The sequence below is a fragment of the Kitasatospora sp. NPDC058063 genome (assembly GCF_042885395.1).
Taxonomy (GTDB): Bacteria; Actinomycetota; Actinomycetes; order Streptomycetales; family Streptomycetaceae; genus Kitasatospora; species Kitasatospora lactacystinica.
Window position 1 is genome coordinate 98,081 of sequence record NZ_JBHVSD010000018.1, and the last position, 25,100, is coordinate 123,180.

The 25,100-nt window shown below is 73.1% G+C and carries 21 protein-coding genes; 12 read left to right on the forward strand and 9 right to left on the reverse strand.

Going from position 1 to position 25,100, the window contains the following annotated elements; all coding sequences use genetic code 11:
- Positions 1-398 precede the first annotated feature (398 nt).
- On the forward strand, positions 399-1,055 hold the full coding sequence (locus ACFVUY_RS28210) for a hypothetical protein (protein ID WP_387734476.1): 657 nt from the start codon (positions 399-401) through the stop codon (positions 1,053-1,055).
- A gap of 21 nt (positions 1,056-1,076) precedes the next feature.
- Here ACFVUY_RS28210 and ACFVUY_RS28215 read toward each other — a convergent pair whose 3' ends face one another.
- The 3 genes from ACFVUY_RS28215 to ACFVUY_RS28225 form a co-directional block, all read right to left on the reverse strand.
- Positions 1,077-1,511, reverse strand: a complete 435-nt coding sequence (locus ACFVUY_RS28215; RefSeq protein WP_387734478.1) for a hypothetical protein — start codon at positions 1,509-1,511, stop codon at positions 1,077-1,079.
- A 97-nt stretch (positions 1,512-1,608) separates the two neighbouring features.
- Positions 1,609-2,286 (reverse strand): YoaK family protein, encoded by a 678-nt coding sequence (locus tag ACFVUY_RS28220; RefSeq protein ID WP_387734481.1) that lies wholly within the window; start codon positions 2,284-2,286, stop codon positions 1,609-1,611.
- 119 nt (positions 2,287-2,405) lie between these two features.
- A complete protein-coding gene (locus tag ACFVUY_RS28225; protein ID WP_359898728.1) occupies positions 2,406-3,140 on the reverse strand; it encodes an MgtC/SapB family protein in 735 nt (244 codons plus the stop codon).
- 472 nt (positions 3,141-3,612) lie between these two features.
- Here ACFVUY_RS28225 and ACFVUY_RS28230 point away from each other — a divergent pair, with 472 nt between their 5' ends.
- From ACFVUY_RS28230 to ACFVUY_RS28245, 4 genes are all read left to right on the forward strand, one after another.
- Positions 3,613-4,413, forward strand: a complete 801-nt coding sequence (locus ACFVUY_RS28230; RefSeq protein ID WP_387688458.1) for an ABC transporter ATP-binding protein — start codon at positions 3,613-3,615, stop codon at positions 4,411-4,413.
- Positions 4,410-7,151: an FtsX-like permease family protein gene (locus ACFVUY_RS28235; RefSeq protein WP_387734484.1), complete on the forward strand. Its 2,742-nt coding sequence runs from the start codon at positions 4,410-4,412 to the stop codon at positions 7,149-7,151. Before ACFVUY_RS28230 ends, ACFVUY_RS28235 begins: the two co-directional genes overlap by 4 nt.
- Positions 7,152-7,378: 227 nt before the next feature.
- Positions 7,379-7,750 carry a BlaI/MecI/CopY family transcriptional regulator gene (locus ACFVUY_RS28240; protein WP_387734487.1) on the forward strand — a complete coding sequence of 124 codons (372 nt, stop codon included), beginning with the start codon at positions 7,379-7,381 and terminating at the stop codon, positions 7,748-7,750.
- Positions 7,747-8,679 (forward strand): M56 family metallopeptidase, encoded by a 933-nt coding sequence (locus tag ACFVUY_RS28245; RefSeq protein ID WP_387734490.1) that lies wholly within the window; start codon positions 7,747-7,749, stop codon positions 8,677-8,679. The genes ACFVUY_RS28240 and ACFVUY_RS28245 overlap by 4 nt, the downstream gene beginning before the upstream one ends.
- Positions 8,680-8,885: 206 nt before the next feature.
- Here ACFVUY_RS28245 and ACFVUY_RS28250 read toward each other — a convergent pair whose 3' ends face one another.
- The 3 genes from ACFVUY_RS28250 to ACFVUY_RS28260 form a co-directional block, all read right to left on the reverse strand.
- Positions 8,886-9,905, reverse strand: a complete 1,020-nt coding sequence (locus ACFVUY_RS28250) for an acetamidase/formamidase family protein (protein ID WP_387734493.1) — start codon at positions 9,903-9,905, stop codon at positions 8,886-8,888.
- Positions 9,902-11,398 carry an APC family permease gene (locus ACFVUY_RS28255; protein ID WP_387734495.1) on the reverse strand — a complete coding sequence of 499 codons (1,497 nt, stop codon included), beginning with the start codon at positions 11,396-11,398 and terminating at the stop codon, positions 9,902-9,904. The genes ACFVUY_RS28250 and ACFVUY_RS28255 overlap by 4 nt, the downstream gene beginning before the upstream one ends.
- Before the next feature lie 116 nt (positions 11,399-11,514).
- Positions 11,515-12,591: a substrate-binding domain-containing protein gene (locus ACFVUY_RS28260; protein WP_387734498.1), complete on the reverse strand. Its 1,077-nt coding sequence runs from the start codon at positions 12,589-12,591 to the stop codon at positions 11,515-11,517.
- A 55-nt stretch (positions 12,592-12,646) separates the two neighbouring features.
- On the opposite strand from ACFVUY_RS28260, the gene ACFVUY_RS28265 reads away from it, so the two are divergent.
- A complete protein-coding gene (locus tag ACFVUY_RS28265; RefSeq protein WP_387734500.1) occupies positions 12,647-13,177 on the forward strand; it encodes a MarR family winged helix-turn-helix transcriptional regulator in 531 nt (176 codons plus the stop codon).
- Between the two features lie 149 nt (positions 13,178-13,326).
- Here ACFVUY_RS28265 and ACFVUY_RS28270 read toward each other — a convergent pair whose 3' ends face one another.
- Positions 13,327-14,412 carry an NlpC/P60 family protein gene (locus tag ACFVUY_RS28270; protein ID WP_359898744.1) on the reverse strand — a complete coding sequence of 362 codons (1,086 nt, stop codon included), beginning with the start codon at positions 14,410-14,412 and terminating at the stop codon, positions 13,327-13,329.
- 528 nt (positions 14,413-14,940) lie between these two features.
- Here ACFVUY_RS28270 and mutA point away from each other — a divergent pair.
- The 3 genes from mutA to meaB are packed head-to-tail and all read left to right on the forward strand — an operon-like array spanning position 14,941 to position 20,048.
- Complete coding sequence (mutA, locus tag ACFVUY_RS28275; protein WP_387734502.1) at positions 14,941-16,839, forward strand: methylmalonyl-CoA mutase small subunit; 1,899 nt, start codon at positions 14,941-14,943, stop codon at positions 16,837-16,839.
- Positions 16,836-19,049 carry a methylmalonyl-CoA mutase gene (gene scpA, locus ACFVUY_RS28280; RefSeq protein WP_387734504.1) on the forward strand — a complete coding sequence of 738 codons (2,214 nt, stop codon included), beginning with the start codon at positions 16,836-16,838 and terminating at the stop codon, positions 19,047-19,049. Before mutA ends, scpA begins: the two co-directional genes overlap by 4 nt.
- A 12-nt stretch (positions 19,050-19,061) precedes the next feature.
- A complete protein-coding gene (meaB, locus tag ACFVUY_RS28285; RefSeq protein WP_387734507.1) occupies positions 19,062-20,048 on the forward strand; it encodes a methylmalonyl Co-A mutase-associated GTPase MeaB in 987 nt (328 codons plus the stop codon).
- A 435-nt stretch (positions 20,049-20,483) separates the two neighbouring features.
- Here the strand turns inward: meaB and ACFVUY_RS28290 are convergent, their stop codons facing one another.
- Positions 20,484-21,065, reverse strand: a complete 582-nt coding sequence (locus ACFVUY_RS28290) for an HD domain-containing protein (RefSeq protein WP_359898752.1) — start codon at positions 21,063-21,065, stop codon at positions 20,484-20,486.
- Positions 21,066-21,078: 13 nt separating this feature from the next.
- The gene (locus tag ACFVUY_RS28295) at positions 21,079-22,203 is read right to left on the reverse strand and encodes a helix-turn-helix domain-containing protein (protein ID WP_359898861.1); all 1,125 of its coding nucleotides are present in this window, start codon (positions 22,201-22,203) and stop codon (positions 21,079-21,081) included.
- Positions 22,204-22,322: 119 nt separating this feature from the next.
- Here ACFVUY_RS28295 and tgmA point away from each other — a divergent pair, with 119 nt between their 5' ends.
- The 3 genes from tgmA to tgmC are packed head-to-tail and all read left to right on the forward strand — an operon-like array spanning position 22,323 to position 24,684.
- Entirely contained in the window at positions 22,323-22,586 is a 264-nt protein-coding gene (gene tgmA / locus ACFVUY_RS28300) for a putative ATP-grasp-modified RiPP (protein ID WP_380553570.1), read from the forward strand.
- An 11-nt stretch (positions 22,587-22,597) separates the two neighbouring features.
- Positions 22,598-23,551 (forward strand): ATP-grasp ribosomal peptide maturase, encoded by a 954-nt coding sequence (gene tgmB, locus ACFVUY_RS28305; RefSeq protein WP_380553567.1) that lies wholly within the window; start codon positions 22,598-22,600, stop codon positions 23,549-23,551.
- Positions 23,548-24,684, forward strand: coding sequence for an ATP-grasp peptide maturase system methyltransferase (gene tgmC, locus ACFVUY_RS28310; protein ID WP_387734509.1), 1,137 nt, complete (start codon positions 23,548-23,550; stop codon positions 24,682-24,684). The genes tgmB and tgmC overlap by 4 nt, the downstream gene beginning before the upstream one ends.
- Positions 24,685-25,100 lie beyond the last annotated feature (416 nt).

Genomic DNA, 25,100 nt, shown 5'->3' on the forward strand with positions numbered 1-25,100 from the left:
CATACACCCGGCGTATACCCCGAGTGTATATCTGGGCAGAATACGGCCATGAACTGGGACGTCGTCAGCTTCCCTGCGGGGCAGGGGCGGAGAGCGGGCAGGTGCCGGGCACAGCACAGGCAGGGGGTGACCCCACGACCACCCCCTGCCCCATACCTCGACCCGGCGCCCCCACGGCCGAACCGGGCCACGGCCGCGCCCAAGCACCGGGAGGGCGCCGCCGCTCCCCAGCCTGCCCGGACCGCCCGGCGGATGCCGAGGGCCGAACGTCCCGACTGCGGGGCCGAGCGGCCCTGGCGATCCTCCGGGCGCGCACGAGTCTTGTGCGCGGAGGCCCGCCGGGGGGACATTGGGGCGGGAACCACCCTGCGCCCCCGCGTCCCTGAGGAGCCCTCACCGTGTCCAGCACACCCCGTCCGGCCCGGCCCGCGTCGCTCCCCCGACGCGCCGGCCGACAGCTGCGGCGGGCCCTCGGTGCCCGGCACGAGCCGCTCGTCCGCCCCCTCGACCGCTCCCGGGCCCGCGCCTGGCTGTCCGCCCTGCTCGGCGCGGTGCTCGCGCTCGCCCTCGCCGCGGGCGGCTCCCTGCTGCTCTACCGCTCCACCGCCCACCTGGCCGACACCGACCGCGCACGGCTGCAGCAGGTCGACGCCGTGGTCCGCGGCGTCCCGGACCGCGCCACCGCCGCCGGCAGCCGCTTCGCCGGCGGCTACAGCAACCGGATCGACGCCGACGCGGCCTGGACCGCCCCCGACGGCACCCGGCACGTCGGCACCGTCCAGGCCCCGCACTCCGCCGTCACCGGCAGCCGCGTCCCCGTCTGGGTCGACCGGGCCGGCGCCGTCTCCGCTCCCCCGGCCGACCGCGCGGCCCTCGCGGTCTCCGCCGCCTGCACGGGCGCCGGGGGCCTCCTCGCCCTCCTGGCCCTGCTCGCGCTCGCCCTCCGGCTGCGCCTGCACGCCCTCGACCGCCGCGCCGAGACCGCCTGGAGCACCGGCTGGGCCCGCCTCGAACCCCGCTGGAGCGGCCGCGCCGGCCACCGCAGCGAGGACTGACCGGGCCCCGGGCCCGGTCCGTCAGTCGCCGGTGACGCCCCAGAAGTAGAGGCCGTCAGGAGCGCCGTCCGGCCCATAGGTGACCGTGCAGCAGCCCGAGCCCCGGAAGGAGGGCGGGAAGTCGATGTCACCCACGCCCTTCTCCTCGGCGGCGCGGACGATGTCCAGCGAAGGCCGGCCGGTGCCGAACAGCTCCACGACCTCGGCACCCTCCACCACCCGGACGTCGCCGTGGTCCTCCTCGTCGACGGCGCAGTGGACCACGGTGACCACGTCGAGCACGGAATGGGCTCCCTGCTCGTCGAGCCGGCCGGAGACCATGAGCTCCGCGAGCGATCCGAGCCCCTCCTCCCGGTAGGACTCGTCCTCGCCGAAGACCTTCTCCCTCAGCGCGTCCAGGGCGGCCTGGAGGTCCTCCCGGTGGGGAACCGCGTACGACCAGGCGCTGGCGCCCATGCAACTCTCCTGTCCCTCACGACGATCCGCAGGCCGCGGCCTGCCGGGACGGCAGCGTACCGGGAGGACCGCGGCTCCGGGGGGCGTCGCCGCCCGGTCAGCGGGGGCGGGTCCAGGCCGGGGCGGGGGTGGGCCCGGCCGCGCGGTGGGTGAGGGCGGCGACGGCGAGGAGCAGCGCGAGGGCCAGGGCGAGGGCGAGCGGGACGTTCGCGCGGAGGACGAGGACGGCGCCGAGGAGGGCGCCGGCGAACATCCAGACGGCGGAGGCGAGACGGCGGGGGCCGGTGCGGTCGGCGGCCAGGGCGGTGATGGTCATGGTGAGCACGGTGGTGGTCAGGTCGGGCACCTTCAGGGCGCGGACCACCGCGTTCTGGCCGCCCATGGCGAAGCCGAGCAGCCCGATCAGGGTGTAGCGGGCCGGGTCGCCGGTGTGGCCGGCCGCGGCCGCCAGCACGGTGGCCGCCGCGACCAGCGCCGACTGGACGGCGACGGCGACGGTCAGCAGGTGGCCGCGGTGACCGGGCAGGCGACGGGCGAGGTGACCGCCGGCCAGCGCGCCGAGCAGGAACGCGGCGAGGGCGGCCAGCGACGCGGTGGCGGAGAGGTTGGCCGCACCGGCCAGGGCGAAGCCGAGGAACACCACGTTGCCGGTCATGTTGGCGACGAAGACGTGGCCGAGTTCGAGGTAGCTGACCGCGTCCACCACTCCGGTGACCACGGTCAGCACCAGCAGCATCGGAACCAGCGGTCCGTGCTCGGGGTCGGGGGTCAACATCGGGCCTCCGGTCGGTTCGGGTGGGGTCGGGCGGCGGTTCCGGGGTGTGCCGGGCCTTCGGTGCCACGGCTGCACGGCACTGCGGCACTGCGGCGCTACGGCGCTACGGCACTACGGCCTCAGGCGAGCGCCGGATTGCCGGGGTCCTCCGGTTCGTCCTCCAGGTGCCAGTGCAGGTCGCGCACGCCCGGCTCCAACGACAGCCGGGTGACGACCTGTTCGAGCGCCGGGGCGACCGACCCGGTGATCGCGACGGTGGCCCGCAGGCTGGTGGCGTCCCCGCTGTCGGTGCGGCGGGCCCGCAGACCGGTCGGGGCGAGTCCGGAGGCGGCGAGGGCCTGGAGCAGCAGGGCCCGGATGTGGGTCTCGGACTTGCGGTCGCACTCCAGGTGGATGGTGGCGCGGCTGGTGGAGTCCGGGTCGCTGCCGGACTGCGGGGCCCGGTCGAGCAGTCGGCCGGCCGGGCGCAGCACCAGGTGGACGGCGAGCACGGCGAGCGTGCCGAGGACGGCCAGCTGCAGTTTGCCGGCGGCGGCCAGTACCCCGACGGCGGCCGAACACCACAGCGTGGCCGCGGTGTTGAGGCCGCGCACGCCGGCGCCGTCGCGCAGGATGACGCCACCGCCGAGGAAGCCGATGCCGGAGACGACGTACGACGCGACCCTGGTGGGGCTGCCGGTGTCGACGACGGCCTCGCTGTAGAGCACGAAGAGGGTGGCGCCGGCGGCGACCAGGGCGTTGGTGCGCAGGCCGGCCATCCGGGCCCGCCACTGGCGCTCGACGCCGATCAGCGCGCCGCAGGCGACGCCGGTGGCGAGCCGGACGAGGAAGTCGACGGTGGTCAGGGTGTGCACGACGGCACCTCCTTCACGGGAGGAGGGTACGGACGGGTGGCGAGCCGCCGCCCACCGACCGTCCGTGCGGGGCGGGCGGTGACGTGCGGTCGGCACGGCCGACGGTTCGGCGCGCGGTCTTGACGACCTCGATGATGGCCATCGCCGCCGCGGCCGACGGGTAGGCGCGCAGGGCGGTCGCACCGACCCCCCGCCGGTTGCCGCACCCGGGGCTGACCGCGCGTCGGGTGACGCGCTCGGCGACGCGGCACGGCACGGACCCCCCGAGCGGTGAACCGCGAGCCGCGAACCGCGAACCGCCCCGAGCATAGACCGCCCCCGAACGACCCGAGCCGGGTTTCCGCCCACATCCTCGACAGCTTTGTAGAAGTTTGACCGAACCCGATCACCCCCGCCGGAGAACCCTCCGGAAACCGTCCGGGAACCATCCCGCCGCGCAGCACGTCCTCCGGCATATATAGTTCACCGACATATGCAGTTGAGCAGCTCACGAGGGGGAAGTGTGTCCCACACCGATCCGACCCGGCCCGCACCCGTCCTGCACCTGGCGGGCGTCACCCGCGTGCACGGGCGGGGCGCCGCCGAGGTGCACGCCCTGCGCGGCATCGACCTGGCCGTCCACCCGGGCGAGTTCGTCGCCGTGATGGGCCCGTCCGGCTCCGGCAAGTCGACCCTGCTGACCCTGGCCGGCGGGCTGGACCAGCCCAGCGGCGGCGAGGTGCTGGTGGAGGGGGTCGCGCTCGGCGGCCTCGGCCGCGGCAGGCTCGCCGACCTGCGGCGGCGCTCGATCGGGTACGTCTTCCAGGACTACAACCTGATCCCGGCCCTGACCGCCGCCGAGAACATCGCCCTGCCGCGCGAACTCGACGGCGTCCCGGGCCGCCGGGCCCGCCGGGAGGCGCTGGCCGCGCTGGAGGAGCTGGGCATCGGGGAACTCGCCGACCGCTTCCCGGACGACATGTCCGGCGGCCAGCAGCAGCGCGTCGCCATCGCCCGGGCCCTGATCGGCGAGCGCCGGCTCGTGCTCGCCGACGAGCCGACCGGTGCCCTCGACTCGGCCACCGGCGAGGCGGTGCTCGCCGTCCTGCGCGCCCGCTGCGACGCCGGCGCCGCCGCCATGATGGTCACCCACGAAGCGGCCCACGCCAGTTGGGCGGACCGGGTGGTCCACCTGCGGGACGGCGCGGTCGCCTCGGAGACCCCCGGCCGCCGGTCCTCCGCCCGCCTCGCCGCGGTGCACCCGACCGGCGTGCTCGGCGAGGTGGCACCGTGAGGATCGGAGCCTGGCGGGTCGCCCTGCGCATCGCCCGCCGCGACGCCCTGCGGGCCAAGGGCCGCAGCGCGCTGATCGCCGCCATGATCGCGCTGCCCGTCCTCGGCGTCACCGGCGCCGACGTGGTCCACCGCAGCGGGCAGCTGACCCCGGCCGAACGGGTCGAGCGGGTGGTGGGCGGCGCGGACGCCCTGGTCACCTCGCTCGACCCGGGCCAGACGGTCGAGCAGGCCCCGATCGCCGAGGACGGCGCCTTCTCCGTCCAGCCCCGCCCCGGGGAGCAGCCGACGGCCGAGCAGGAGAAGGGCGCGAGCACCGCCCCGGCCGCCCTGATCACCTCGCTGCTGCCGCCCGGCAGCGTGCTCACCCCGGCCCGGCCCGGCCCGGAGGCCGGCGCGACCTCGCCCGAGGGCCTGGTCCGCACCCTCACCACCGAGGCCGATCTCGGCGACCCGGTCTGGCGCGGCCGGCTCGACCTGGTCGAGGGCCGCGCCCCGGGCTCCCCGCACGAGGTGGCCGTCACCCGGGCCTTTCTGGACCGCTCCGGGCTCCGGCCCGGCGCCACCACCACCGTCCAGGGCCTGGAGGGCACCACCTACACCATCACCGGTGTCGTGGAGCACCCGGGCGAGCTGGGACGGGTCGAACTCGTCGCCCGGCCCGGCGAGTTGGTCGACCCGCTGAGCACCGCACTGGCCGGCGCCGGACCCACCGCGCAGAAGCCCTCGGCCGCCCGGTCCGCCTGGCTGGTCCGGCTGCCGTCCGGCGCCTCCCTCGGCTGGGCCGAGGTCCAGCGGTTCAACGCCCACGGCTACACCCTGACCGCACGCTCGGTGGCACTCTCCCCGCCGCCGGAGCAGGCCGTCCCCTACTACCGGGACGCCCACCGCTACAGCGACCCGACGGCCGCCAACAACACCAGGATGGTCGTCGCCACCGTCACCGGGATGGCCCTGCTGGAGGTCGCCCTGCTCGCCGGGCCCGCGTTCGCCGTCGGCGCCCGCCGCTCGCGCCGCCAGCTCGCCCTGCTCGGCGCGGCCGGCGGGAGCCGTGCCCACGTCGGTGCGGTGGTGCTCGGCGGCGGCCTGGTCCTCGGCGCGGCCGGGGCCGTGGTCGGCGTGGTGCTCGGCACCGCGGTGGTCGCCGTGCTGCGACCGTGGATCGAGCAGATCGGCGGCGCGCGCTTCGGCCACTTCGCCGTACCGCCGCTGGACCTGATCGCCATCGCCGGGATCGGCCTGGCCACCGCGCTGCTCGCGGCCGCGCTGCCCGCGCTGCAGGCCGCCCGGCGCAGCGTCACCGCCGGGCTGACCGGCCGGGACACCGTCCGCGGCCCCAACCGCCTGGTCACCGTGTCCGGCCTCGCACTGCTCGCCCTCGGCGCGGTGCTCGCGATGTACGGCGCGGCCTCGGTGCAGCGCGACCGGCCGGGCGTCGGCGGCTACGACACCCGCACCCTCACCGTGCTCGGCGGCTCGGTGATCGCCGAACTCGGCCTGCTGCTGTGCACCCCGATGCTGATCGCGCTGATCGGCCGGGCCGCCGGCCGGCTGCCGCTCGGACCCCGGCTGGCCCTGCGCGACTCCGCGCGGCACCGCTCCCGCACCGCTCCGGCGGTGGCCGCGGTGATGGCCGCGGTGGCCGGAGCCGTCGCCATCGGCGTCTACACCACCAGCACCGACGCCGAGAACCGGCGCGACTACCGGCCCCAGGCCCCGTACGGCGCCGTCCAGTTGACCAGCCACGTCGACGGGCCCCGGCTCGCCGAGGAGCGCGCCGAGCTGGAGAAGCAGCTGTCCGGGCTCGGCCCGCGCGGCGACCTCGGCCAGGTGGAGTACCGCTTCTGCGACAACTGCGCCAGCACCGTCCAGCTCAAGGGCCCGCCGGAGCGGCGCGGCCTGGGCGCACCGCCGCACCTCGCCGCCGGTGACGCGACCGTGCTGCACAACCTGTTCGGCATCCATGACCCGGCCGCCGAACAGGCTCTGGCCGCAGGGAAGTTGCTGGTCTTCGACCGGGCCCTGGTGGGCGCCGACGGCAAGGCCGTGATGATCCTGCGCGGCGGGGGCGGCGCTCCGCTGCAGCCCGGCGAGATACCCAAGCCGGACCTGCAGGAGGTCCCGGTCGACGCGGTGCTGGTGGACAACCCGGCCGCCGCCGACTTCGCCCAGGGCCTGGCGCTGCCCTCCGCCCTGCCCGGACTCGGACTCGCCGCCCGGCCGACCGGCTCGGTCTGGCTGCCCGCCACCCCGCCCGACCGCAAGGCGCAGCAACGGGCCGAGGCGGCCGCCGCCCGACTGGACCGCTTCTCCACGCTGGAGGTCGAACGCGGCTACCAGCCGAAGAGCGACGCGCTCACCCTGGCGCTCACCGGCTTCGCCGGACTGGTCGTGCTCGGCGCGGCCGGGATCGCCACCGGCCTGGCGGCCGCCGACTCCCGGCAGGACCAGGCCACCCTGGCCGCGGTCGGCGCGCCACCGCGGATCCGGCGGACCATGGCGGGCCTCCAGTGCACGCTGATCGCCCTGCTGGGCGCACTGCTCGGCGCGGTCAACGGCTTCGTGCCCGCGGTGGGGCTGCTGAAGTCCCGGGCCAGCGGGTTCGGGGCCAAGCCCGCGCTGATCACCGCGCCCTGGGGCGAGCTGCTGCTGATCGTGCTGCTGCTGCCGGTGGTCGCGGGACTGCTCGCGGCCCTGTTCACCCGCTCCCGCATCCCGCTCGGGCGGCGGCTGTCCTGAGTCCCGGGCGGGTGGCCGCCCTGACCGCAGCCGCCCGCCCCCAGCCCCGGTCGGCGGCTTCGGACACGGCTTGCACACCCGCCGACCACCACCTGGGCACCACCCGCGGCACGCCGGGCGCCCGTCCCCTTCACCCGGGGGCGGGCGCCCGGCGCTCGCCGTACCATGGGCCGCGTTCCGGCGGGCGAAAGGCGCCGGTGGTCGGCTCGGCGAGGGAGAAGAGGGCGGTGCTACGGGGCTTCGGCGATCTGGAGGCCGAGATCATGGACCGGTTCTGGTCCTGGGGCCGGCCCGCCACGGTGCGCGAGGTGGTGGACGACCTCCAGCGGGAGCGGGCGGTCGCGTACACCACCGTCACCACGGTCGCGGACATCCTGCACACCAAGGGCTGGCTGCGCCGCGACAAGCTCGGCCGCGCCTGGGTGTACGAACCGACCTGCACCCGCGAGGAGTACACCGCCCGGCTGATGCACCAGGCGCTGGAGACCACCCCCGACCGGGCGGGCGCACTGCTCCACTTCATCGACCGGATCAGCGGGGACGAGGCCTCGGCCCTGCTCGCCGCCCTCGAACAGGTGAAGTCCCGGGGCCCTGAGTGACCCTCGCGGTGCTCTGCCTCCACCTGCTGGTGACCGGCGTCCTGCTGCCCCGCCGGCTGGCCGGCTCCGTCCGGCTCCAGGCCCGTCCGGCGACGGGCGCGGCGCTCTGGCTCGCCCTGATGGCCTCGTTCGCGGTGGCCCTGCTGCTCACCGCGCACCACGCGGTGGAGCCCTTCGCCCACCGGCCGGCCGGACTGCTCGGGCTGCTCGACCTGTTCGGCCGCCCCCCGCACGGCGAACCGGCCGGGCCGGGCCTGCCGCACACCCACGACTGGTGGCTGCTCACCGTCGGCGGGGCCCTGTTCGCCGCCCTGGTGACGGCCGTCGGTCTGCGCACCGGACGGGACCGGCGACGGCATCGGACGGTACTGGACGTGGTCGGCGTACCGGACCGGCGCTGGGACGCGCTGGTGCTGGAGCACGGCCGACCGACCGTCTACTGCCTGCCCGGGCGCCGCTCCCGGGTGGTGCTGTCGCGCGGGGCGCTGCGGCTGCTGGACGAGCGGCAGCTCGCGGCGGCCGTCGCGCACGAGCACGGGCACATCCGCGGCCGCCACCACCTGTTCCGGCTGCCGGCCGACACCTTCGCACTGCTGCTCGGGCCGCTGCCGCTGGCCCGGCTGGGGCGCTCCGAAGTGGCGCTGCTGCTGGAGATGGCGGCGGACGACGCGGCGCTGGAGCGGGCGTCGCGCGACGAACTGGCGTCCGCCCTCTGCGCGTTGGCGACCAGCGGCCCGGCTCCGGCCGCCGGGGCCGACGGGGCCGGGGCCGGGGCCGGAGGGGCCCTGGGGGTGGCGTCCACCGGGGTGCTCGCCCGGGTCCGGCGGCTGGCCCGGCCGGGGACCGGACGGCGCCGGCCGGTCTGGCGGTTCGGGGTGTCGGTGCTGCCGCTGCTCCCGTACCTGCTGGTCTGCGCGCCGCACCCCTGAGACACCCCGGGGCGCCCCTGGGCGCCCCCGCGGGCCCGTCGGCGTGGGGGTGCCGACGGGCCCCGGGTGGGGGCTGGGTGGGGGTCCGTGGGATTTGCCGGGACTTTGACCCGCGCGGGCGAACCCGCGGGTCGACGTCGTGCGTCCGGACCGGCACGTCCGGGCCGATGCGTCCGGATCGGCGGGCCCGGAGCGGCGGGGCGCCGCTACCGGTGCCGCAGGTACGCCCCGGCGGTCTCGCGCAGGCGGTCGTGCAGCCCGTCGTAGGCGCGGGCCCGGCCGAGCAGGTTCTTCGGCAGCTTGGCGACCATCGTGTAGTTGGTGTCGCAGACGTTCGCCGCCGGAGCCAGCCCGGCCTGACTGACCAGCTGGTAGGCGTCGAGCTGGTCGAGGCCGAGCAGTTCACCGGTCCAGCCGACCAGGTCGTGCTGGCTGATCCGGAACGCGTCCTCCAGCGGGCGGGCCGAGCCGGTGCTGATCAGGAAGTCGTCGCTCTCCAGCCGGGGCCAGGCCGGGCCGCCGCCCTTGATCAGGTCGACGATCACGGTGGTGCGCATCGCCGCCTCCACCGCCGTGCCGCAGACCTCACCCTCGCCCTGACGGGCGTGGCCGTCGCCGATGGCCAGCAGGCCGCCCTCGGCGTTGACCCGGAAGTAGGCGGTGGTGCCGGCCCGCATCTCGGGGGTGTCCAGGTTGCCGCCGTGCGCGCCCGGGGTGATGGAGGCCAGCACCTCGCCGGCCGCCGGGGCGACGCCGACCGTGCCGTGCATCGGGTCGAGCGGCAGCTCCACCGTGAAGTCGCCGGTGCGGGCCCGGAACCGGCAGACGCCCGACTTGACGTCCAGGTCGTAGACCCAGACCCGCTCCTCCAGGGGCGGGTGGAGCATCGCGGTGGAGTGGGTCGCGGTCAGCGCGCCGAAGTGCGGGAAGGTGCTGGAGATGCCGTACTCCCGGGCCGGGGTGATCTCCACGAAGTGCACCGCGAGGACGTCCCCGGGCTCGGCGCCGGCCACCGCGATCGGGCCGGTGACCGGGTTGAGGTAGGGGAAGACGCACACCTGGCTGGGCAGGTCGCCGGTGCCGCGCACCTTGCCGCCGAAGCAGTCCTCGGTGGTCAGCTCGATGACGGTGCCGGGCCGGACGGTGACCAGCGGGTCGCGGCCGCCGAAGGTGTAGGCGTAGTCCTCCGGGGCCGGGTTCAGCCGGACGATCTCGGGCAGGCTCACTGCTTCTCCTTGGCGGTGTTCGGGGCGGCGGCGGTGGCGGCGGAACCGTCGGTGGCGGCGTCGTTCGTGTCGGCCTCGGTGCGGGCGGCGGAACCGTCGGTGGCGGCCTCGGCCTCGGCGACGGCCAGCCGGGGCTTGCGCCCGGTCGCCATCAGCCCGGCGAGCACGATCCCGCCGACGAGCAGCCAGACGAAGCCGAGCCGCTGGGCCGCGATGTTGGCGTTGACGACCACGTACGCGAGGATCGCGAAGCCGAGCGCCGGGGCGATCAGGTGCCGCCAGTAGTCCTTGCTGCGCCTGCGGACGAGGTAGTGGACGACCACGGCGACGTGCAGGACCAGGAAGGTGGTCAGCGCCCCGAAGTTGACCAGGGTGCTGAGCAGGGTGATGCCGTCCTCGCGCGAGGCCATCCAGAGGCCGAGCACCAGCGAGATCCCGGCGGTCAGCAGGGTCGCGTTGACGGGCACCCGGCGGGTGGGGTGGATCCGGGCCAGGAAGGCGGGCAGCTGGCGGTCGCGGGCCATCGCGTACAGCAGCCGGGAGGTGGCCGCCTGGGCGACCAGCGAGTTGGCGAAGCCCCAGGCCACGGCGGTGGAGGCGGCGGTCAGCGTGGCGAGCCAGCCGCCGGCGGCGGTGCGGGCCGCGTCGTAGAAGGCGGTGCCGTTCGGGTCGCCGTCCCGGATCAGCGCGTCGGGGTCGGCGACCAGCAGTGAGGCGACCCAGGTCTGCACGATGAACAGTGTGCCCGCGAGCAGCAGCGCGGCGACCATGGACCGGCCGATGGCCTTGGCGGAGTCGCGGTTCTCCTCCGAGAGGGTGGAGATGCCGTCGAAGCCCAGGAAGCTGAGCACCGCGATCGAGACCGCCCCGAAGGCCAGGCTCCACGAGAAGGTGTGCGGGTCGTACAGCGGGGTGAAGTCGAAGCCCCGGCCCTTGCCGTTGGCCAGGGCGATGACCCCGACCACCACGAACAGGGCCAGCACGACGAGTTCGCCGATCAGCATCGCCCTGTTGACCCGGTTGGTGGTCTCGATGCCGAGGTAGTTGACCACGGTGTTGAGCAGCACGAAGCCGATCAGCCAGAGCCAGACCGGGATGGACGGCACCAGCGAGTTCATGGCCACGCCGGCGATCAGGTAGAGCAGTCCGGGCACCAGCACGTAGTCGAGCAGGATCATCCAGCCGGACAGGAAGCCGACCGGGGCGGCGATGCCGCGGCCCGCGTAGGTGTAGACCGAGCCGGCCATCGGGAAGGCCCGGGACATCTGGGCGTACGACAGGGCGGTGAACATCATCGCCACCATGCCGAGGACGTAGGCCAGGGCGACCATGCCGCCGGAGCCCTGGAAGACGCCGCCGAAGATGCCGAACGGTGCGATCGGCACCATGAACACCAGCCCGTAGACGAGCAGGTCGGTGAAGCCGAGCGAACGGCGCAGTTCCTGCTGGTAGCCGTAGCTCTCGATGCCCTGGGGCGCGGGTGTGTCGGCCATGGTGCTCTCTCTCCGTGACGACCCTGCGGGTGTGTGGGGAGACTGTAGAGGCAACTATTTCCAGATGGAAGGGTTTTGCCGCGGCATTCCACCTGACGGGAAGGAGGCACCCGCAATCAGTGCGGCAGCACCGCGAAGCCGAGGCCCTCGGCCCGGGCGAGGTGGATCCGCGCCCGGCCCGCGCCCTCGCGGCGCAGCAGCCGGCCGGCCGCCGCCAGCAGACCGTCCGGGGCCAGCGCCCCGCGGGCCGCCAGGTCGGCGAGCAGGTGCAGGCCCTCGTACAGGCCCACCGCGTAGGCGTCCAGGACCGGCGCCCACGGGCCGCACAGCGCCCGGTGCCGCTCGGCGAGGCTCTGCCGGCACTCCTCCGCCAGCGTCGCGAAGGAGGGCATCGCGGCGTAGAGCGTCCCGGTGTCGTCGCCGCCGAGCGCGAGCAGGCCGTTCTCCTCCAGGGCGCCGGAGAGCCGCACGAGCGTGCGGTCGAGACCGCTGCGCCGCAGCGCCCGGTTGAAGTGCACCAGGTCGCGCCCGATCAGGCTGAGCAGCAGGGCGTCCGCGCGGACGGCGCGCAGCGCGTCCAGCAGCGGGTCGAGCATCTCCTCGACCGCCCCGAGCGGGACCCGCCGCTCCAGCACCACCCGGGCACCGGCCCGCGCCGCGAGACCCTCGGCGGCCCGGTGGACGGCGCGCGGCCAGATGTAGTCGTTGCCGATCAGCGCCCAGCGGCTAACTCTGTGACGAACCGTCACATCCCGTACTGCGAAACCGAGTTGACGGTACGGGTCGATGCCGGTGCAGAGCACGCCGGGCAGCCGGGAACCGCCCTCGTGCGGCGGGGTGAAGACGTACGCGACGCGGCCCGCGGCGACGCTCTCCACCGCCCGGTGCACATCGCTGGTGTGGCACCCGGCGAGCGCGTCCAGCGCCCCGGCGTCCAGCAGCCGCCGCACCTCGTCGGCGACCCGGCCCGGCGCTCCGCCGCCGTCCACCAGCACCAGCTCCAGCGGGCGGCCCCGGACACCGCCGGCCGCGTTGACCTCGTGCGCGGCGAGCAGCGCCCCGTCCAGCGCGGACGGGCCGGTGAGACCGAGCGGGCCGGACTGCGGCACGACGAGGCCCACCCGAAGCGCCGCCCCCTCCCGTACCGAGTGCAGCGCGTCGAGCGGATCGATCAAGCTCACCTCGACGCTCACGGTGCGAGTATCGTCGTACCGCCGATATCGGGAAAGGCCGGAGAGGGAGCGTCCGATGACCGCAGCTGGTGCCGCGCCGGGGATCGACGCCCGTCCCGGTGATCCCGTCGGCCCGGCCACGAACCGGTCCCCGGGCGAGTCCGCGGGCGCGTCCACGAGTGAGCCCTCCGGCGACCGTCCCGCCGCCCCCGAGCCACTGCTGGTCGAGCTGGTGACGCTGGCCCACCGCCGGCTCTCCGGCGGCCTCGCCGCCGCCCTGGCCGAGGAGGACTGCACCGTCGACCAGTGGCGGCTGCTGCGCGCCCTCGCGGACGGCCTGGGGCACGCGATGGGAGAGCTGGCCCAGGCCCTGCTGATCCCGCAGGCGAGCCTGAGCCGGCTGGTGGACTCGCTGTGCGACTCCGGCTGGGTCTACCGGCGCCAGGACGACCAGGACCGCCGCCGGATCACCGCCCACCTCTCCCGCCAGGGCCGCACCCGGCTGACCCGCCTCGACGCCCTCGCCGCCGCCCACGACGCCGCCGTCCGCCGGGCCTGCGGCCTCACCGACCCGGCGCACCTGCTGCAGCGGCTCGCCGCGCTCTGACCGGCCCGTCCCCCGACCGGCGCCGCCACGACGGCGGCCCGTCCCGACCGGCGCCGCCACGACGACGGCGGCCCGTCCCGTCCGATGCCCGCGCAACGACGACGGCCCGCCCCCGCCGAAGCGGGAACGGGCCGGTGGTGGCGCGGCGGTCAGGCCGGGCGGACGGCGCCCTTGTACGGCATCGCGGAGATCGGCAGGACCTCGATGTTCTTGCCCGTGCGCGGGGCGTGGATCATCTTGCCGTCGCCGATGTACAGGCCGACGTGGTGGATGTCGTCGTAGAAGAAGACCAGGTCGCCGGGCTGGAGGTTGGCCCGGTCGACGTGCGGGCCGTCGTTCCACTGGTCCTGGGAGATCCGGGAGAGCTTGACGCCCGCCGCGCGGTAGGCGGCGCCGGTGAGGCCGGAGCAGTCGAAGCTGTTGGGGCCGGTCATGCTCCAGCCGTAGGGCTTGCCGAGCTGGGCCTGGGCGAAGGCGATGATGGTCGCGGCCCGGCCGCTGGCCGCCGGCACCGGGGCGTTCATGTCCGGGCGGTCGGCGGAGCGGGAGGCGCGGTCCTTGGCGGCCGCGGTGGCGGCCTGCTGGGCCTCGGCCTTGGCCTTCTCGGCGTTCTGCTGGGCGTTGATCTTGGCGCGGTCCTCGGCGCTGAGCTTGTTCAGCATCGCCTGGGCCTGGGCCAGCTTGCCCTGGATGTCCTTCTTCTGCTCCGCCAGCTGCGTGCCCACCGAGTCGAGCGCGGCCAGGGTGGCGGTGGCCTCGGCGCGGTCCTGGTCGAGCTTGCGCTGCTCGTCCTGGGCCTGCTTGAGCAGGTTCGCCTGGGACTCGGAGACCTGGCTCTGCACCGCGGCGCGCTCCAGGTAGGCGGACGGGTCGGAGTCGAGCATCAACTGGACCGACGCGTCTATGCCGTTGCTGCGGTACTGGTCGGCGGCGACCGCGCCGAGCCGGGTCCGCAGCTCGTTCATCGCCTCCTGGCCGCGGGCGACCTTCTCCTGGATCAGGTTGGCCTCGCCCTGGAGCTTCTGCTGCTTCTCCTGGAAGCCGTTGAACTTCTCGATCGCCTGCTCGGCGTCCTCGTTGAGCTGGTCGACCTGTTCCTTGACGGAGGCGAGGCTCGGGGTCGGCTCGGCGTGGGCGGTGCCGGAGGCGAGGACCGCGCCGCCGGCCGCCATGGCCGTGGTGAGGACCGCCATGCGGGCCCGGCTCGGCGGGTTGGGCTTGCGACGCTTTCCCATGACGGTCGCCCTCCTTCGGGGGAATCTGGGGACGGTCCGGACGGGGCGGGGAGTCGGCTCGGCCGGGACCGGGGACAGCGAAGGCGGGCAGGGCGAGCAACGGGGGGGTGCTGCCCCGCCCACCTTCTTCGAAGTAACTTAATAGATGAGGGCCCGGGTTCCGCAATCCCCCTGATCATGACGATTTGACGGCATGACGGGACATCGATCGCGTTCCGTGCCATCGGCGTTGACCTCGGACGCCGCCGCCCGCCGACGACGGCCCGGGCCACCCCGCCCGCCGCGGCCACCGGCCACCGGCCGCCGCCACCACCTCCCCCGCCCCTCCGCTCCCTGGTCGCTCCCCGGCCGTCCCCGGTTGCCACCCGTCACGACACCCCCTCCCACCCCTCCCACCCCTGGCGTCACCTGCGCCGACACCCCATGACACTCCCCGCCCCGGCGAGTGCCCGAAATCGGCCCGACCGAGGGAAAGGTCACACGGAATCCCCCTCCTGCGGCCCAGCGAACGGGCGCTAACCTGCGCACATGAAGGTCCCGCCCGAAGGGCTCCCCCTCGCAGCCGAGTTCCCGGCCGCGCACCGTGAGCAGTGGCAGCAGCTCGTCCAGGGCGTGCTGCGCAAGTCCGGTGCCGAGCCCGAGGACGGCCCCGCCGCCGAGCAGGCGCTCACCACCCGGCTCCAGGACGGGCTGAGCGCCCACCCGCTGTACACCGCCGAGGACACCGCCGCCGCCCCGGGCTACCCGGGCTTCCCGCCCTTCGTGCGCGGCAGCCGGCCGCAGGGCTCCGCCGTGGCCGGGTGGGACGTCCGCCAGCGGCACGCCGACCCGGACCGCCGGCGCACCAACGAGGCCGTGCTGGCCGACCTGGAGCACGGCGTGAGCTCGCTCTGGCTGGAACTCGGCGGCGCGGGCCTCCCGGTGGACGCCCTGCCCGAGGCGCTGACCGGGGTGTACCTGGACCTGGCCGCCGTGGCGCTCGACGCCGGAGCCGAATTCACCGACGCCGCCGAGCAGTTGTTCCGGCTGTACGAGGAGCGCGAGGTCTCCCCCGGCGCCGCCGCCGGCAACCTCGGCGCCGACCCGCTCGGCCTCCAGGCCCGCACCGGCCAGAGCGCCCGCACCGGGACGCTGCTCACCGAGGCCACGACGCTGGCCGCCCGCTGCGCCGCCGGGTACCCCGGCCTGCGCGCGCTCACCGTGGACGCCCTCCCGTACCACGAGGCCGGCGCCTCCCCCGCCCAGGAGCTGGGCTGCTCCCTGGCCACCGGCGTCGCCTACCTGCGCGCGCTGACCGCCGCCGGACTCTCCGTCGACGACGCGCTCGGCCAGCTGGAATTCCGCTACGCCGCGGACGGCGACCAGTTCCTCGGCATCGCCAAGTTCCGTGCCGCGCGCCGCCTCTGGGCCCGGGTCGCCGAGGTCTCGGGGGCCGGCACGGCGGCCTCGGCGCAGCGTCAGCACGCCGTCACCTCCCGGGTGATGATGACCGCCCGCGACCCGTGGGTGAACATGCTGCGCACCACCATCGCCTGCCTGGCCGCCGGGGTCGGCGGCGCCGACTCCGTCACCGTGCTGCCCTTCGACAGCGCGCTCGGCCTGCCGGACGCCTTCGCCCGCCGGATCGCCCGCAACACCCAGGCGATCCTGCTGGAGGAGTCCCACCTGGCCCGGGTGATCGACCCGGCCGGCGGCTCCTGGTACGTCGAGCAACTGACCGAGGAGCTCGCGCGGGCCGCCTGGGCCTGGTTCCAGGAGATCGAGCGGGCCGGCGGCCTGCGCGCCGCCCTGGAGGCCGGCCTCATCGGCGAGCGGATCGCCGCGACCTGGGCGGAGCGGTCCGTGCGGCTCGCCAAGCGGCGCGAACCGATCACCGGCGTCAGCGAGTTCCCGCACCTGGACGAGCAGCCGCTGGTCCGCGAACCGGCCCCGGCCGCGCCCGGCGGCGGGCTGCCGCGGGTGCGCCGCGCCGAGGCCTACGAGGCGCTGCGGGACCGCTCGGACGCCCGGGTCGCCGTCGACGGCGCCCGCCCGGCCCTCTTCCTCGCCTCGATCGGCAACGCCTCCGCGCACACCGCGCGCACCACCTTCGCCGCCAACCTGTTCCAGGCGGGCGGCATCGCGACGGCCTCGGCCGAGTCCGTCGACCCGGCGGCCTTCGCCGAGGCGTTCCGGGCCTCCGGTGCCACCGTCGCCTGCCTCTGCTCCAGCGACGCACTGTACGCCGAGCACGCCGCGCCCGTGGCCGAGGCGCTGAAGGCGGCCGGCGCCAGGCGGGTGCTGCTCGCCGGACGGCTCGGCGAACTCCCCTCCGGAGTGGACGAGTTCATCTTCGCGGGGGGCGACGCGATTGCCGTCCTGACCTCCCTCCTCGACCAGATCACCGGTGCGGACGGCACCGACGAGACCAAGGTGGCGGCCCGATGATCCCCGACTTCACCGGCATCGGGCTGGACGACGGCGCGGGCACCGCCGACGGCGCCGTCAGTGACGACCAGTGGCAGGCCGCCTGGCGGCAGTCCACCGGCAAGGACGTCGGCGAGCTGCTCTGGGACACCCCCGAGGGCATCGGCGTCAAGCCGCTCTACACCGGCGCCGACCTGGCCGGCCTGGACTTCCTGGAGACCTACCCGGGCATCGCCCCGTACCTGCGCGGGCCCTACCCGACCATGTACGTCAACCAGCCCTGGACCGTACGCCAGTACGCGGGCTTCTCCACCGCCGAGGAGTCCAACGCCTTCTACCGCCGCAACCTCGCGGCCGGCCAGAAGGGCCTGTCGGTCGCCTTCGACCTGCCGACCCACCGCGGCTACGACAGCGACCACCCGCGCGTCACCGGCGACGTCGGCATGGCGGGCGTCGCCATCGACTCGATCTACGACATGCGCCAACTGTTCGACGGCATCCCGCTGGACAAGATGTCCGTGTCGATGACCATGAACGGCGCCGTGCTGCCGGTCCTCGCGCTGTACATCGTCGCGGCCGAGGAGCAGGGCGTACCGCCGGAGAAGCTCGCGGGGACCATCCAGAACGACATCCTCAAGGAGTTCATGGTCCGCAACACCTACATCTACCCGCCGCAGCCGTCGATGCGGATCATCTCGGACATCTTCGCGTACACCTCGCAGAAGATGCCCCGGTACAACTCGATCTCCATCTCCGGCTACCACATCCAGGAGGCCGGTGCGACGGCCGACCTGGAGCTCGCCTACACCCTCGCCGACGGCGTGGAGTACCTGCGCGCAGGCCTGGACGTGGGCCTGGACGTGGACGCCTTCGCCCCGCGGCTGTCGTTCTTCTGGGCGATCGGCATGAACTTCTTCATGGAGGTCGCCAAGCTGCGCGCGGCCCGGCTGCTGTGGGCCAAACTGGTCAAGCAGTTCGACCCGAAGAACCCCAAGTCCCTTTCACTGCGCACCCATTCGCAGACCTCGGGCTGGTCGCTCACCGCCCAGGACGTGTTCAACAACGTCACCCGCACCTGCGTGGAGGCGATGGCGGCGACCCAGGGCCACACCCAGTCGCTGCACACCAACGCCCTGGACGAGGCACTCGCGCTGCCCACCGACTTCTCCGCCCGCATCGCCCGCAACACCCAGCTGCTGCTCCAGCAGGAGTCGGGCACCTGCCGGGTGATCGACCCGTGGGGCGGCTCCGCGTACGTCGAGAAGCTGACCCACGACCTCGCCGCGAGAGCCTGGGAGCACATCCAGGAGGTCGAGGCGGCCGGCGGCATGGCCAAGGCCATCGACGCGGGCATCCCCAAGCTGCGCGTCGAGGAGGCCGCCGCCCGCACCCAGGCGCGGATCGACTCCGGCCGCCAGCCGGTGATCGGCGTCAACAAGTACCGGGTGGAGAACGACGAGCAGATCGACGTGCTCAAGGTCGACAACTCCTCGGTGCGCGCCCGCCAGATCGAGAAGCTGCGCCGGCTGCGCGAGGAGCGCGACGAGACCGCGTGCCAGGATGCGCTGCGCGCACTGACGGCGGCCGCCGAGGCCGGTCCGCAGCGCGGCGGCTCGCTGGACGGCAACCTGCTGCACCTGGCCGTCAACGCGGCCCGCGCCAAGGCCACCGTCGGCGAGATCTCGGACGCCCTGGAGAAGGTGTACGGCCGCCACTCCGGCCAGATCCGTACCATCTCGGGTGTGTACCGAGACGAAGCGGGCCCGTCGGCCTCCCTTCAGCGCACCCGCGACCTGGTCGAGCGGTTCGAGCAGGCCGAGGGCCGCCGACCGCGCATCCTGGTCGCCAAGATGGGCCAGGACGGCCACGACCGCGGCCAGAAGGTGATCGCCACCGCCTTCGCCGACCTCGGCTTCACGGTGGACGTCGGCCCGCTGTTCCAGACCCCGGCCGAGGTCGCCCGCCAGGCCGTCGAGGCGGACGTCCACATCGTCGGCGTGTCGTCGCTGGCCGCCGGGCACCTGACCCTGGTGCCCGCGCTGCGCGCCGAACTCGCCGCGGCAGGACGGGAGGACATCACCATCGTGGTGGGCGGGGTCATCCCGCCGCAGGACTTCGACGCCCTGTACGAGGCCGGCGCGGCAGCGGTCTTCCCGCCGGGAACGGTCATCCCGGACGCGGCGTACGACCTGCTGAAGTCCCTGGCGGCCGATCTCGGCCACGAGCTGTGATCGCCTGATCCCATGCCTCCGCGGACGATCGACCTCGACAGCTACGTGACGGGTGTCCTGGACGGCTCGCGCGCCTGGATCGCGCGCGCCGTCACCCTCGTCGAGTCCTCCCGGCCCGACCACCGCGTACTCGCGCAGCAGCTGCTCCAACGGCTGCTGCCGCACGCGGGCGGCGCCGTCCGGGTGGGCATCACCGGCGTGCCCGGTGTCGGCAAGTCGACCTTCATCGACTCCTTCGGCACCATGCTCACGGGCCAGGGCCACCGGGTCGCGGTCCTCGCCGTCGACCCGACGTCCAGCCGGACGGGCGGCTCCATCCTCGGCGACAAGACCCGGATGGAGCGCCTCGCCGTCGACCCCGCCGCGTTCGTCCGGCCGTCCCCCACCTCGGGGACGCTCGGCGGAGTCGCCAAGGCCACCCGGGAGTCCATGGTGGTGATGGAGGCGGCGGGCTACGACGTCGTCCTCATCGAAACGGTGGGCGTCGGACAGTCCGAGACCGCGGTGGCGGGGATGGTCGACACCTTCCTGCTGCTCAGCCTGGCACGGACCGGCGACCAGCTCCAGGGCATCAAGAAGGGCGTGCTGGAGCTGGCGGACGTCATCGCCGTCAACAAGGCCGACGGCCCGCACGAGCGCGACGCCAAGGCGGCCGCTCGCGAACTCGCGGGCGCGCTAAGGCTGTTGCAGCCCGCGGACGCGGCGTGGACCCCGCCCGTACTGACCTGCAGCGGCCGCGACGGCGCGGGGCTGGACGTGCTGTGGGAACGGCTGCAGCAGCACCGCAAGGTGCTGGACGCGACGGGCGCCCTAGCGGCGAAGCGGCGGGAACAGCAGGTCGAGTGGACCTGGGCGATGGTGCACGACCAGCTCTACGCCCGCCTCCACGAGAACCCCGAAGTGCGGCGGCTGTCACCCGAGTTGGAAACTCAGGTCCGCGCCGGCACCCTCCCGGCAGGGCTCGCCGCCCAGCAGATCCTGGACGCCTTCTTCGCCTGACCCAGAGTGTGGAGATTGAGCGCCGTGCCCCACCCTGCGTGGGGCACGGCGCTTCGTCGGTTGCGGAGTACTCGAACGACAAGTCCGCGATCTCCTACTGGGCCTCCGGCACGATCCCCGGGCCGAGGTGCAGGAGGTCGTCCGGGAGGCCTGCTCACGTCGACTCAGGCGCCCGGTGACGCCCGAGGAGACCGGCTTCGGTTCCAGTGACGGGACGGGACACAGCCATGGCGTGCTGTCCGATCTGATGTCGATCGGAAGGTCCGACATGGATCCCTCACGCCGTGGCGTACACCACGTCCACAAGCTCCTTGCCGTCTGGGACGGCCTGCCGGCTCGCGGCCAGGGCGGGACGGCAGACGTCGTCGCCCTCGCTCGGAGTCGTGGCGTGCCGGTCGAGATCGTCTGGCCGGAGGGAACCTGCCGCCAACCGTGTCACATCGGCTTCTCGCCAAGAACGGCCCGCAGCCAGTCCAGGGAATCAGTGGCCAGGATGGCATCGGCAAGATCATTCGCGGTCTTCGTGGTGAGCCGGCCACGGCTGTTGTCGATCCATCGCTGCGCGTTCGCATAACCCTGCGCCTTGTACTCGACACCCTGGATCATGCACTCCAGCTTGTCCGCGTCCCGGGCACAGACCGCCTCCAACGACTCCTTCGACTCGTACTCCGCGACGAGATCCCGAATGGTCGAGGCCAGGACGTCCGGCATTCCATCGACTTGGTCGGCCGTCACCGCCACCGGATCCGCACTCGGCGCGTACTTCTTGCCCAGGTGGTTGACGTCCCCGGTGCGCGCTTCCTGGGAATCGTGCCAGACCGCCAGGAACGCGGCCTGCGCCGGATCGGCGCCTTCGAGCTTGGCGATGACCGAGGCGATCAGGGCGGTCCGCCAGGAGTGCTCGGCGACCGACTCGGGGTCGCGGACACCGGCCATCCACCAGCCTGTGCGCTTGGTCTGCTTGAGCGTCCCGGCTTCGAACAGGAACCTCGCCACCGCGTTCAGGTCCTCCGTCACTGTCCGGCTCCTCTCACGCCTCGGCAAGGCGGATCGCATAGTGAATGCTTTCGAGTTCTCGTCGCCCGCGTCGCGAGACCTCCTGGCTATCCAACATCATGGGCAGCCGCTCGCGAAGGGCGTTAGCCGCGGTTCCGAAGCGCAGCAGGTTCGGTCGAACCTGGAGCAGGGACCACACGGTGTGGACGTTGAGCTCCACGTATCCATGCTGAGGTGCGAGGCCCTCGGCAAGGTGTGCCAGGAGCTTGTCACCCGACCATGGGCCCGGCTTCGGCGCACCGATGAAGTCGTCGGAGAGTTCGAGGTACGCGACTTCGCCGATCCAGTACGCCCAGTAGTTGAGGTTCGCGATCGCGCCGGCTTCATCGGCGAGGGCTGTGTCGATGAAGTGGTTGATGCGGTCCCGGTCCCCGTGGCGAGCGGACACCATGGCTACGGAGCGAGCGTTGAGCCAGCGGGCCAGCCAGTCGCCAGGTTGCTCGTTCAACTGCTGCTGAGCGACCCACTCCCGTGTGTCGGTTCGATCGTCGTACCCCGCAAGGTAGAGCGCTTGGCGGCGGACGAGGAATTGGTCCGCTCCCCGAGCTTCGGCAGCGGTACGCCGGATGTTCGTGAAGAACCGCGCGCGGTCCTCTGCGGAGAGTTCCGGCCCGACCGGCACCGGCCCCCTTCGTGCACGTGGCGGCTTCGGAAGCGAGTGAATTGCCTTCGGCGCCAACCCACTGAGAGGCCATGCCAGGATCTCGACAAGGTCCCGTCGCATCACCACTGATCCGATCAGACTCTCCCGAGCATACGTCTCCTCCGTGAGCATGTCGGCCAGGAGCATGTCGGCCTCGAACGCCCGCTCCAATGTCTGGATGAGCACGGGTGCCGTGCCCATGCGCAGAAGCCGACGGCCAAGCATGAGCACCTGACCGACAGGCACGGCCGTGAGCGGACGTCGCCCACTCTCCCACCCCGCGATCGTGTCTGCCGAGACCGTCAGATTCACTGCGAACTCCTCCTGGGTAAAGCCGAGCTGCTCTCGTATCACCCGGAAGACGTACCCAGCGATGCTGACCGCGCGCGAGCACGGAGGCCTTCCCTGACCGCCAGTCAGGGATGCACCTGGGGTCGACCTCATGAAAGCCCCCAACTTCGGGAATTCGCGCCGGCTACCCGTACCGGCGGTCACTTCACGGCCTGATCTCGACTCTGTAGCGTCTTGCATGCCAGAGCGGTAAATCCTCCCAACGACAATACACAGGAGGAAAGTTGAGCATCATTACCGATCTCCGACCCATCGCCCCCTGGGGCTTCGGGCGCATGATGCCCTTGCGAAACGGCGAGCCGTCGCGGTGGCAGTACGCGGGCCTGGACCCGGAGACCCAGACCGGCCGGTGGTTCGGCGAGGACGGGAGCATGACCCCTGCCGAACTCGGTAAGCACGGCACGTCCGTGAACACCTACCCGCCGACCCAGCAGGGCAAGGACGGCAAGGTGGACGGCGACTCCGGCCACGACGCTTCGCAGGACTGAGAGGCAGGACCATGAACGGACACCCGGTGCTCGTTTCCACCGAGCACGAGGACCCGACGGCCGATCTCGTCATCGCGGAGCTGAACCGGCGCCGGGTGCCCGTTCTGCGGCTGGACCCCGGGAAGGACCTCCCCGGAATCGCCACCCTCGCGGCTCGATTCGGCGCCGGCGGGCTGACGGGGACGCTACGCGCCGGCGACCGAGCGGCCGAACTCGGCAGGGTGCGCGCGCTCTACCACCGCCGGCCGAGTCCTCATCTTCCCGGCACCGAAGATCAGGCCGACCGCTTCGCGGCGAACGAAACGCGCCGAGGCCTGGGCGGCGTGCTCGCGGCACTGCCTGAATGCCTCTACCTGAGCCATCCACAGGCCATCGCCCGAGCCGAGTACAAGCCCGAACAACTTACCGTCGCAGCACGGTTCGGGCTACCCGTGCCCGAAACCTTGATCACCAATGATCCAGTCACGGCGAGGTCGTTCGCATCCGGTCGGCCTACGATCTACAAGCCCCTCCATGCCGGCCCCTACCATGTCGGCGGTGAATCTGCGGGTATCTGGGCAGCAGTGGTCGACCCGGTGGACATCGACAACCGGGTGACCGGCTGTACCCACTTGTTCCAGGAGCAGGTGGCCAAGGTCTCCGACGTCAGGGCGGTGGTCGTGGGCGATCGGGTGTTCTGCTCGCTGATCAGGGCCCCGGAGGGCGTGGTGGACTGGCGCAGCGCGTACCGTCACCTCACCTACGAGGCGGTTGAGTGCCCTGAATCGGTCCGGTCGGCTCTGCTGCTCTTCCTCCGCGAATTCGGCCTGAAGTTCGGCGCGTTCGACTTCGCGGTGACCGCCGATGGCGAGTGGTGGTTCCTGGAATGCAACCCCAATGGCCAGTGGGCATGGCTTGAGCATGCGGCCCAGCTGCCGATCACGACCGCGATTGCCGACCTTCTGGAGAATGGAGAGGCCGCATGATCGACGTGCCGTCCGAGGGTCTGAGGGCGAAGCTCGTCGCCCAGCTCAAGGAGGAGGGGGTGATCCGTAGCCCCGAATGGGAGGCGGCGATGCTGGCCGTCCCACGTGAAGCGTTCCTCGCGGGCGGGTGGTTCGAGCACGACGATGGCGGGTGGTACCGGTCCGCCTCGCTCACCGACGAGCCGGGACTGATCCGGCGCGTGTACGAGGACGACAGCCTGGTGACTCAACTCAGTGGTGTGATCTTTCCGTTCCAGTTGGACGGACGCCTTCTGCAAGCGCCCACGTCCTCCTCCACCATGCCGGGCCTCGTGGTCCGCATGCTTCAGGACCTCCAGGTGTCGGAAGGCATGTCAGTCCTGGAAATCGGCACCGGGACTGGCTACTCCACCGCCCTACTGACGCACCTCCTCGGTGACGAGCAGGTGACCTCCATCGAAGTCGACCCGGACGTCTCCGGGCGGGCCGGCGCGGCTCTCGGAGGGCTCGGCTACTGGCCGAACCTCGTCGTCGGCGATGGACTCGTAGGCCACCCGGTCGATGCGCCGTACGACCGCTTGATCGCGACGTGCGAGGTACACACCATCCCGATGCAGTGGATCGAGCAGACCAAGTCTGGCGGCGTGATCCTGGCCACCGTGGGTGGCTGGATGCACTCCTCGGAGCTGGCCCGGCTCACGGTCCAGGAGGACGGGACGGCTGTCGGCCGGTTCCTCGGGGGCGAGGTCTCCTTCATGTTCGCCCGGCCCCACCAGCCGCCGCCCCTCGGGCTGTTGCCGGACCTGGACTCGGGTGTTGCCCGGGACGCCACGTACGGGCCGGAGGCCCTGGACGACTGGACGGCTCGCTTCGTCGCCCAGATCGCCGCGCCCCGGGCTCAGAAGCTCATGCTGCACCGCGACGGCCTGGACGAATACCTCCTGATCGATGTCGGAGCCGGATCGTGGGCGGTGCTCTCCCCGGCGGCGGGCGGCTGGATGGTCCGTCAGGGCGGCCCGGACCGGCTGTGGGACGACATCGAGAAGTACCTCTCGCAGTGGTACACCGACGGCGCACCACCGCTGGAGTGCTTCGAAATCACCGTGACTCCGCAAGCACAGACGATCAGCTGGACGAACGAGCCTCAGCACTAAGGTGAGTCGACGACAGCCGAACAGTGCCAACAGGTTCGGGCCCTCCTCAACAATCACCGCTTCGCGTCAACCACGCGGATCCTGGTCGAGAGCCCATCCGGCCGCTTGCTCCCGGCCCCCTCTGCTCGCCCGCCGGCACTGGATTCGACGCCGAGCTGTTCGACGAGATGTTCCAGCGGATCCTCTCCACCAACGACGAAGGCCACCGAATCGGGCTGGAAGTCGCCACGGGACGCTCAACCGGCATTCCCTTCACCGCGGATCAGGTGGATCGCCTCGCCTGCTCCGAGCCGATGCAGCCCGCCGGCGCAACGCTCCTGCGACTGGCCTGGCGGCACCAAGACGTACTCCTCCAACGTTCCGACGCTGGAGGATCCGGGGACGCACATGACCTCCGAGGGTCTGCGGGTGAAGCT

Coding starts and splice junctions, on each gene's coding strand:
- tgmC (WP_387734509.1), top strand. CDS start 23,548: ATGATCGACGTGCCGTCCGAGGGTCTGAGGGCGAAGCTCGTCGCCCAG.
- tgmB (WP_380553567.1), top strand. CDS start 22,598: ATGAACGGACACCCGGTGCTCGTTTCCACCGAGCACGAGGACCCGACG.
- scpA (WP_387734504.1), top strand. CDS start 16,836: ATGATCCCCGACTTCACCGGCATCGGGCTGGACGACGGCGCGGGCACC.
- meaB (WP_387734507.1), top strand. CDS start 19,062: ATGCCTCCGCGGACGATCGACCTCGACAGCTACGTGACGGGTGTCCTG.
- ACFVUY_RS28215 (WP_387734478.1), bottom strand. CDS start 1,511: ATGGGCGCCAGCGCCTGGTCGTACGCGGTTCCCCACCGGGAGGACCTC.
- mutA (WP_387734502.1), top strand. CDS start 14,941: ATGAAGGTCCCGCCCGAAGGGCTCCCCCTCGCAGCCGAGTTCCCGGCC.
- ACFVUY_RS28220 (WP_387734481.1), bottom strand. CDS start 2,286: ATGTTGACCCCCGACCCCGAGCACGGACCGCTGGTTCCGATGCTGCTG.
- ACFVUY_RS28230 (WP_387688458.1), top strand. CDS start 3,613: ATGCAGTTGAGCAGCTCACGAGGGGGAAGTGTGTCCCACACCGATCCG.
- ACFVUY_RS28270 (WP_359898744.1), bottom strand. CDS start 14,412: ATGGGAAAGCGTCGCAAGCCCAACCCGCCGAGCCGGGCCCGCATGGCG.
- ACFVUY_RS28265 (WP_387734500.1), top strand. CDS start 12,647: ATGACCGCAGCTGGTGCCGCGCCGGGGATCGACGCCCGTCCCGGTGAT.
- ACFVUY_RS28255 (WP_387734495.1), bottom strand. CDS start 11,398: ATGGCCGACACACCCGCGCCCCAGGGCATCGAGAGCTACGGCTACCAG.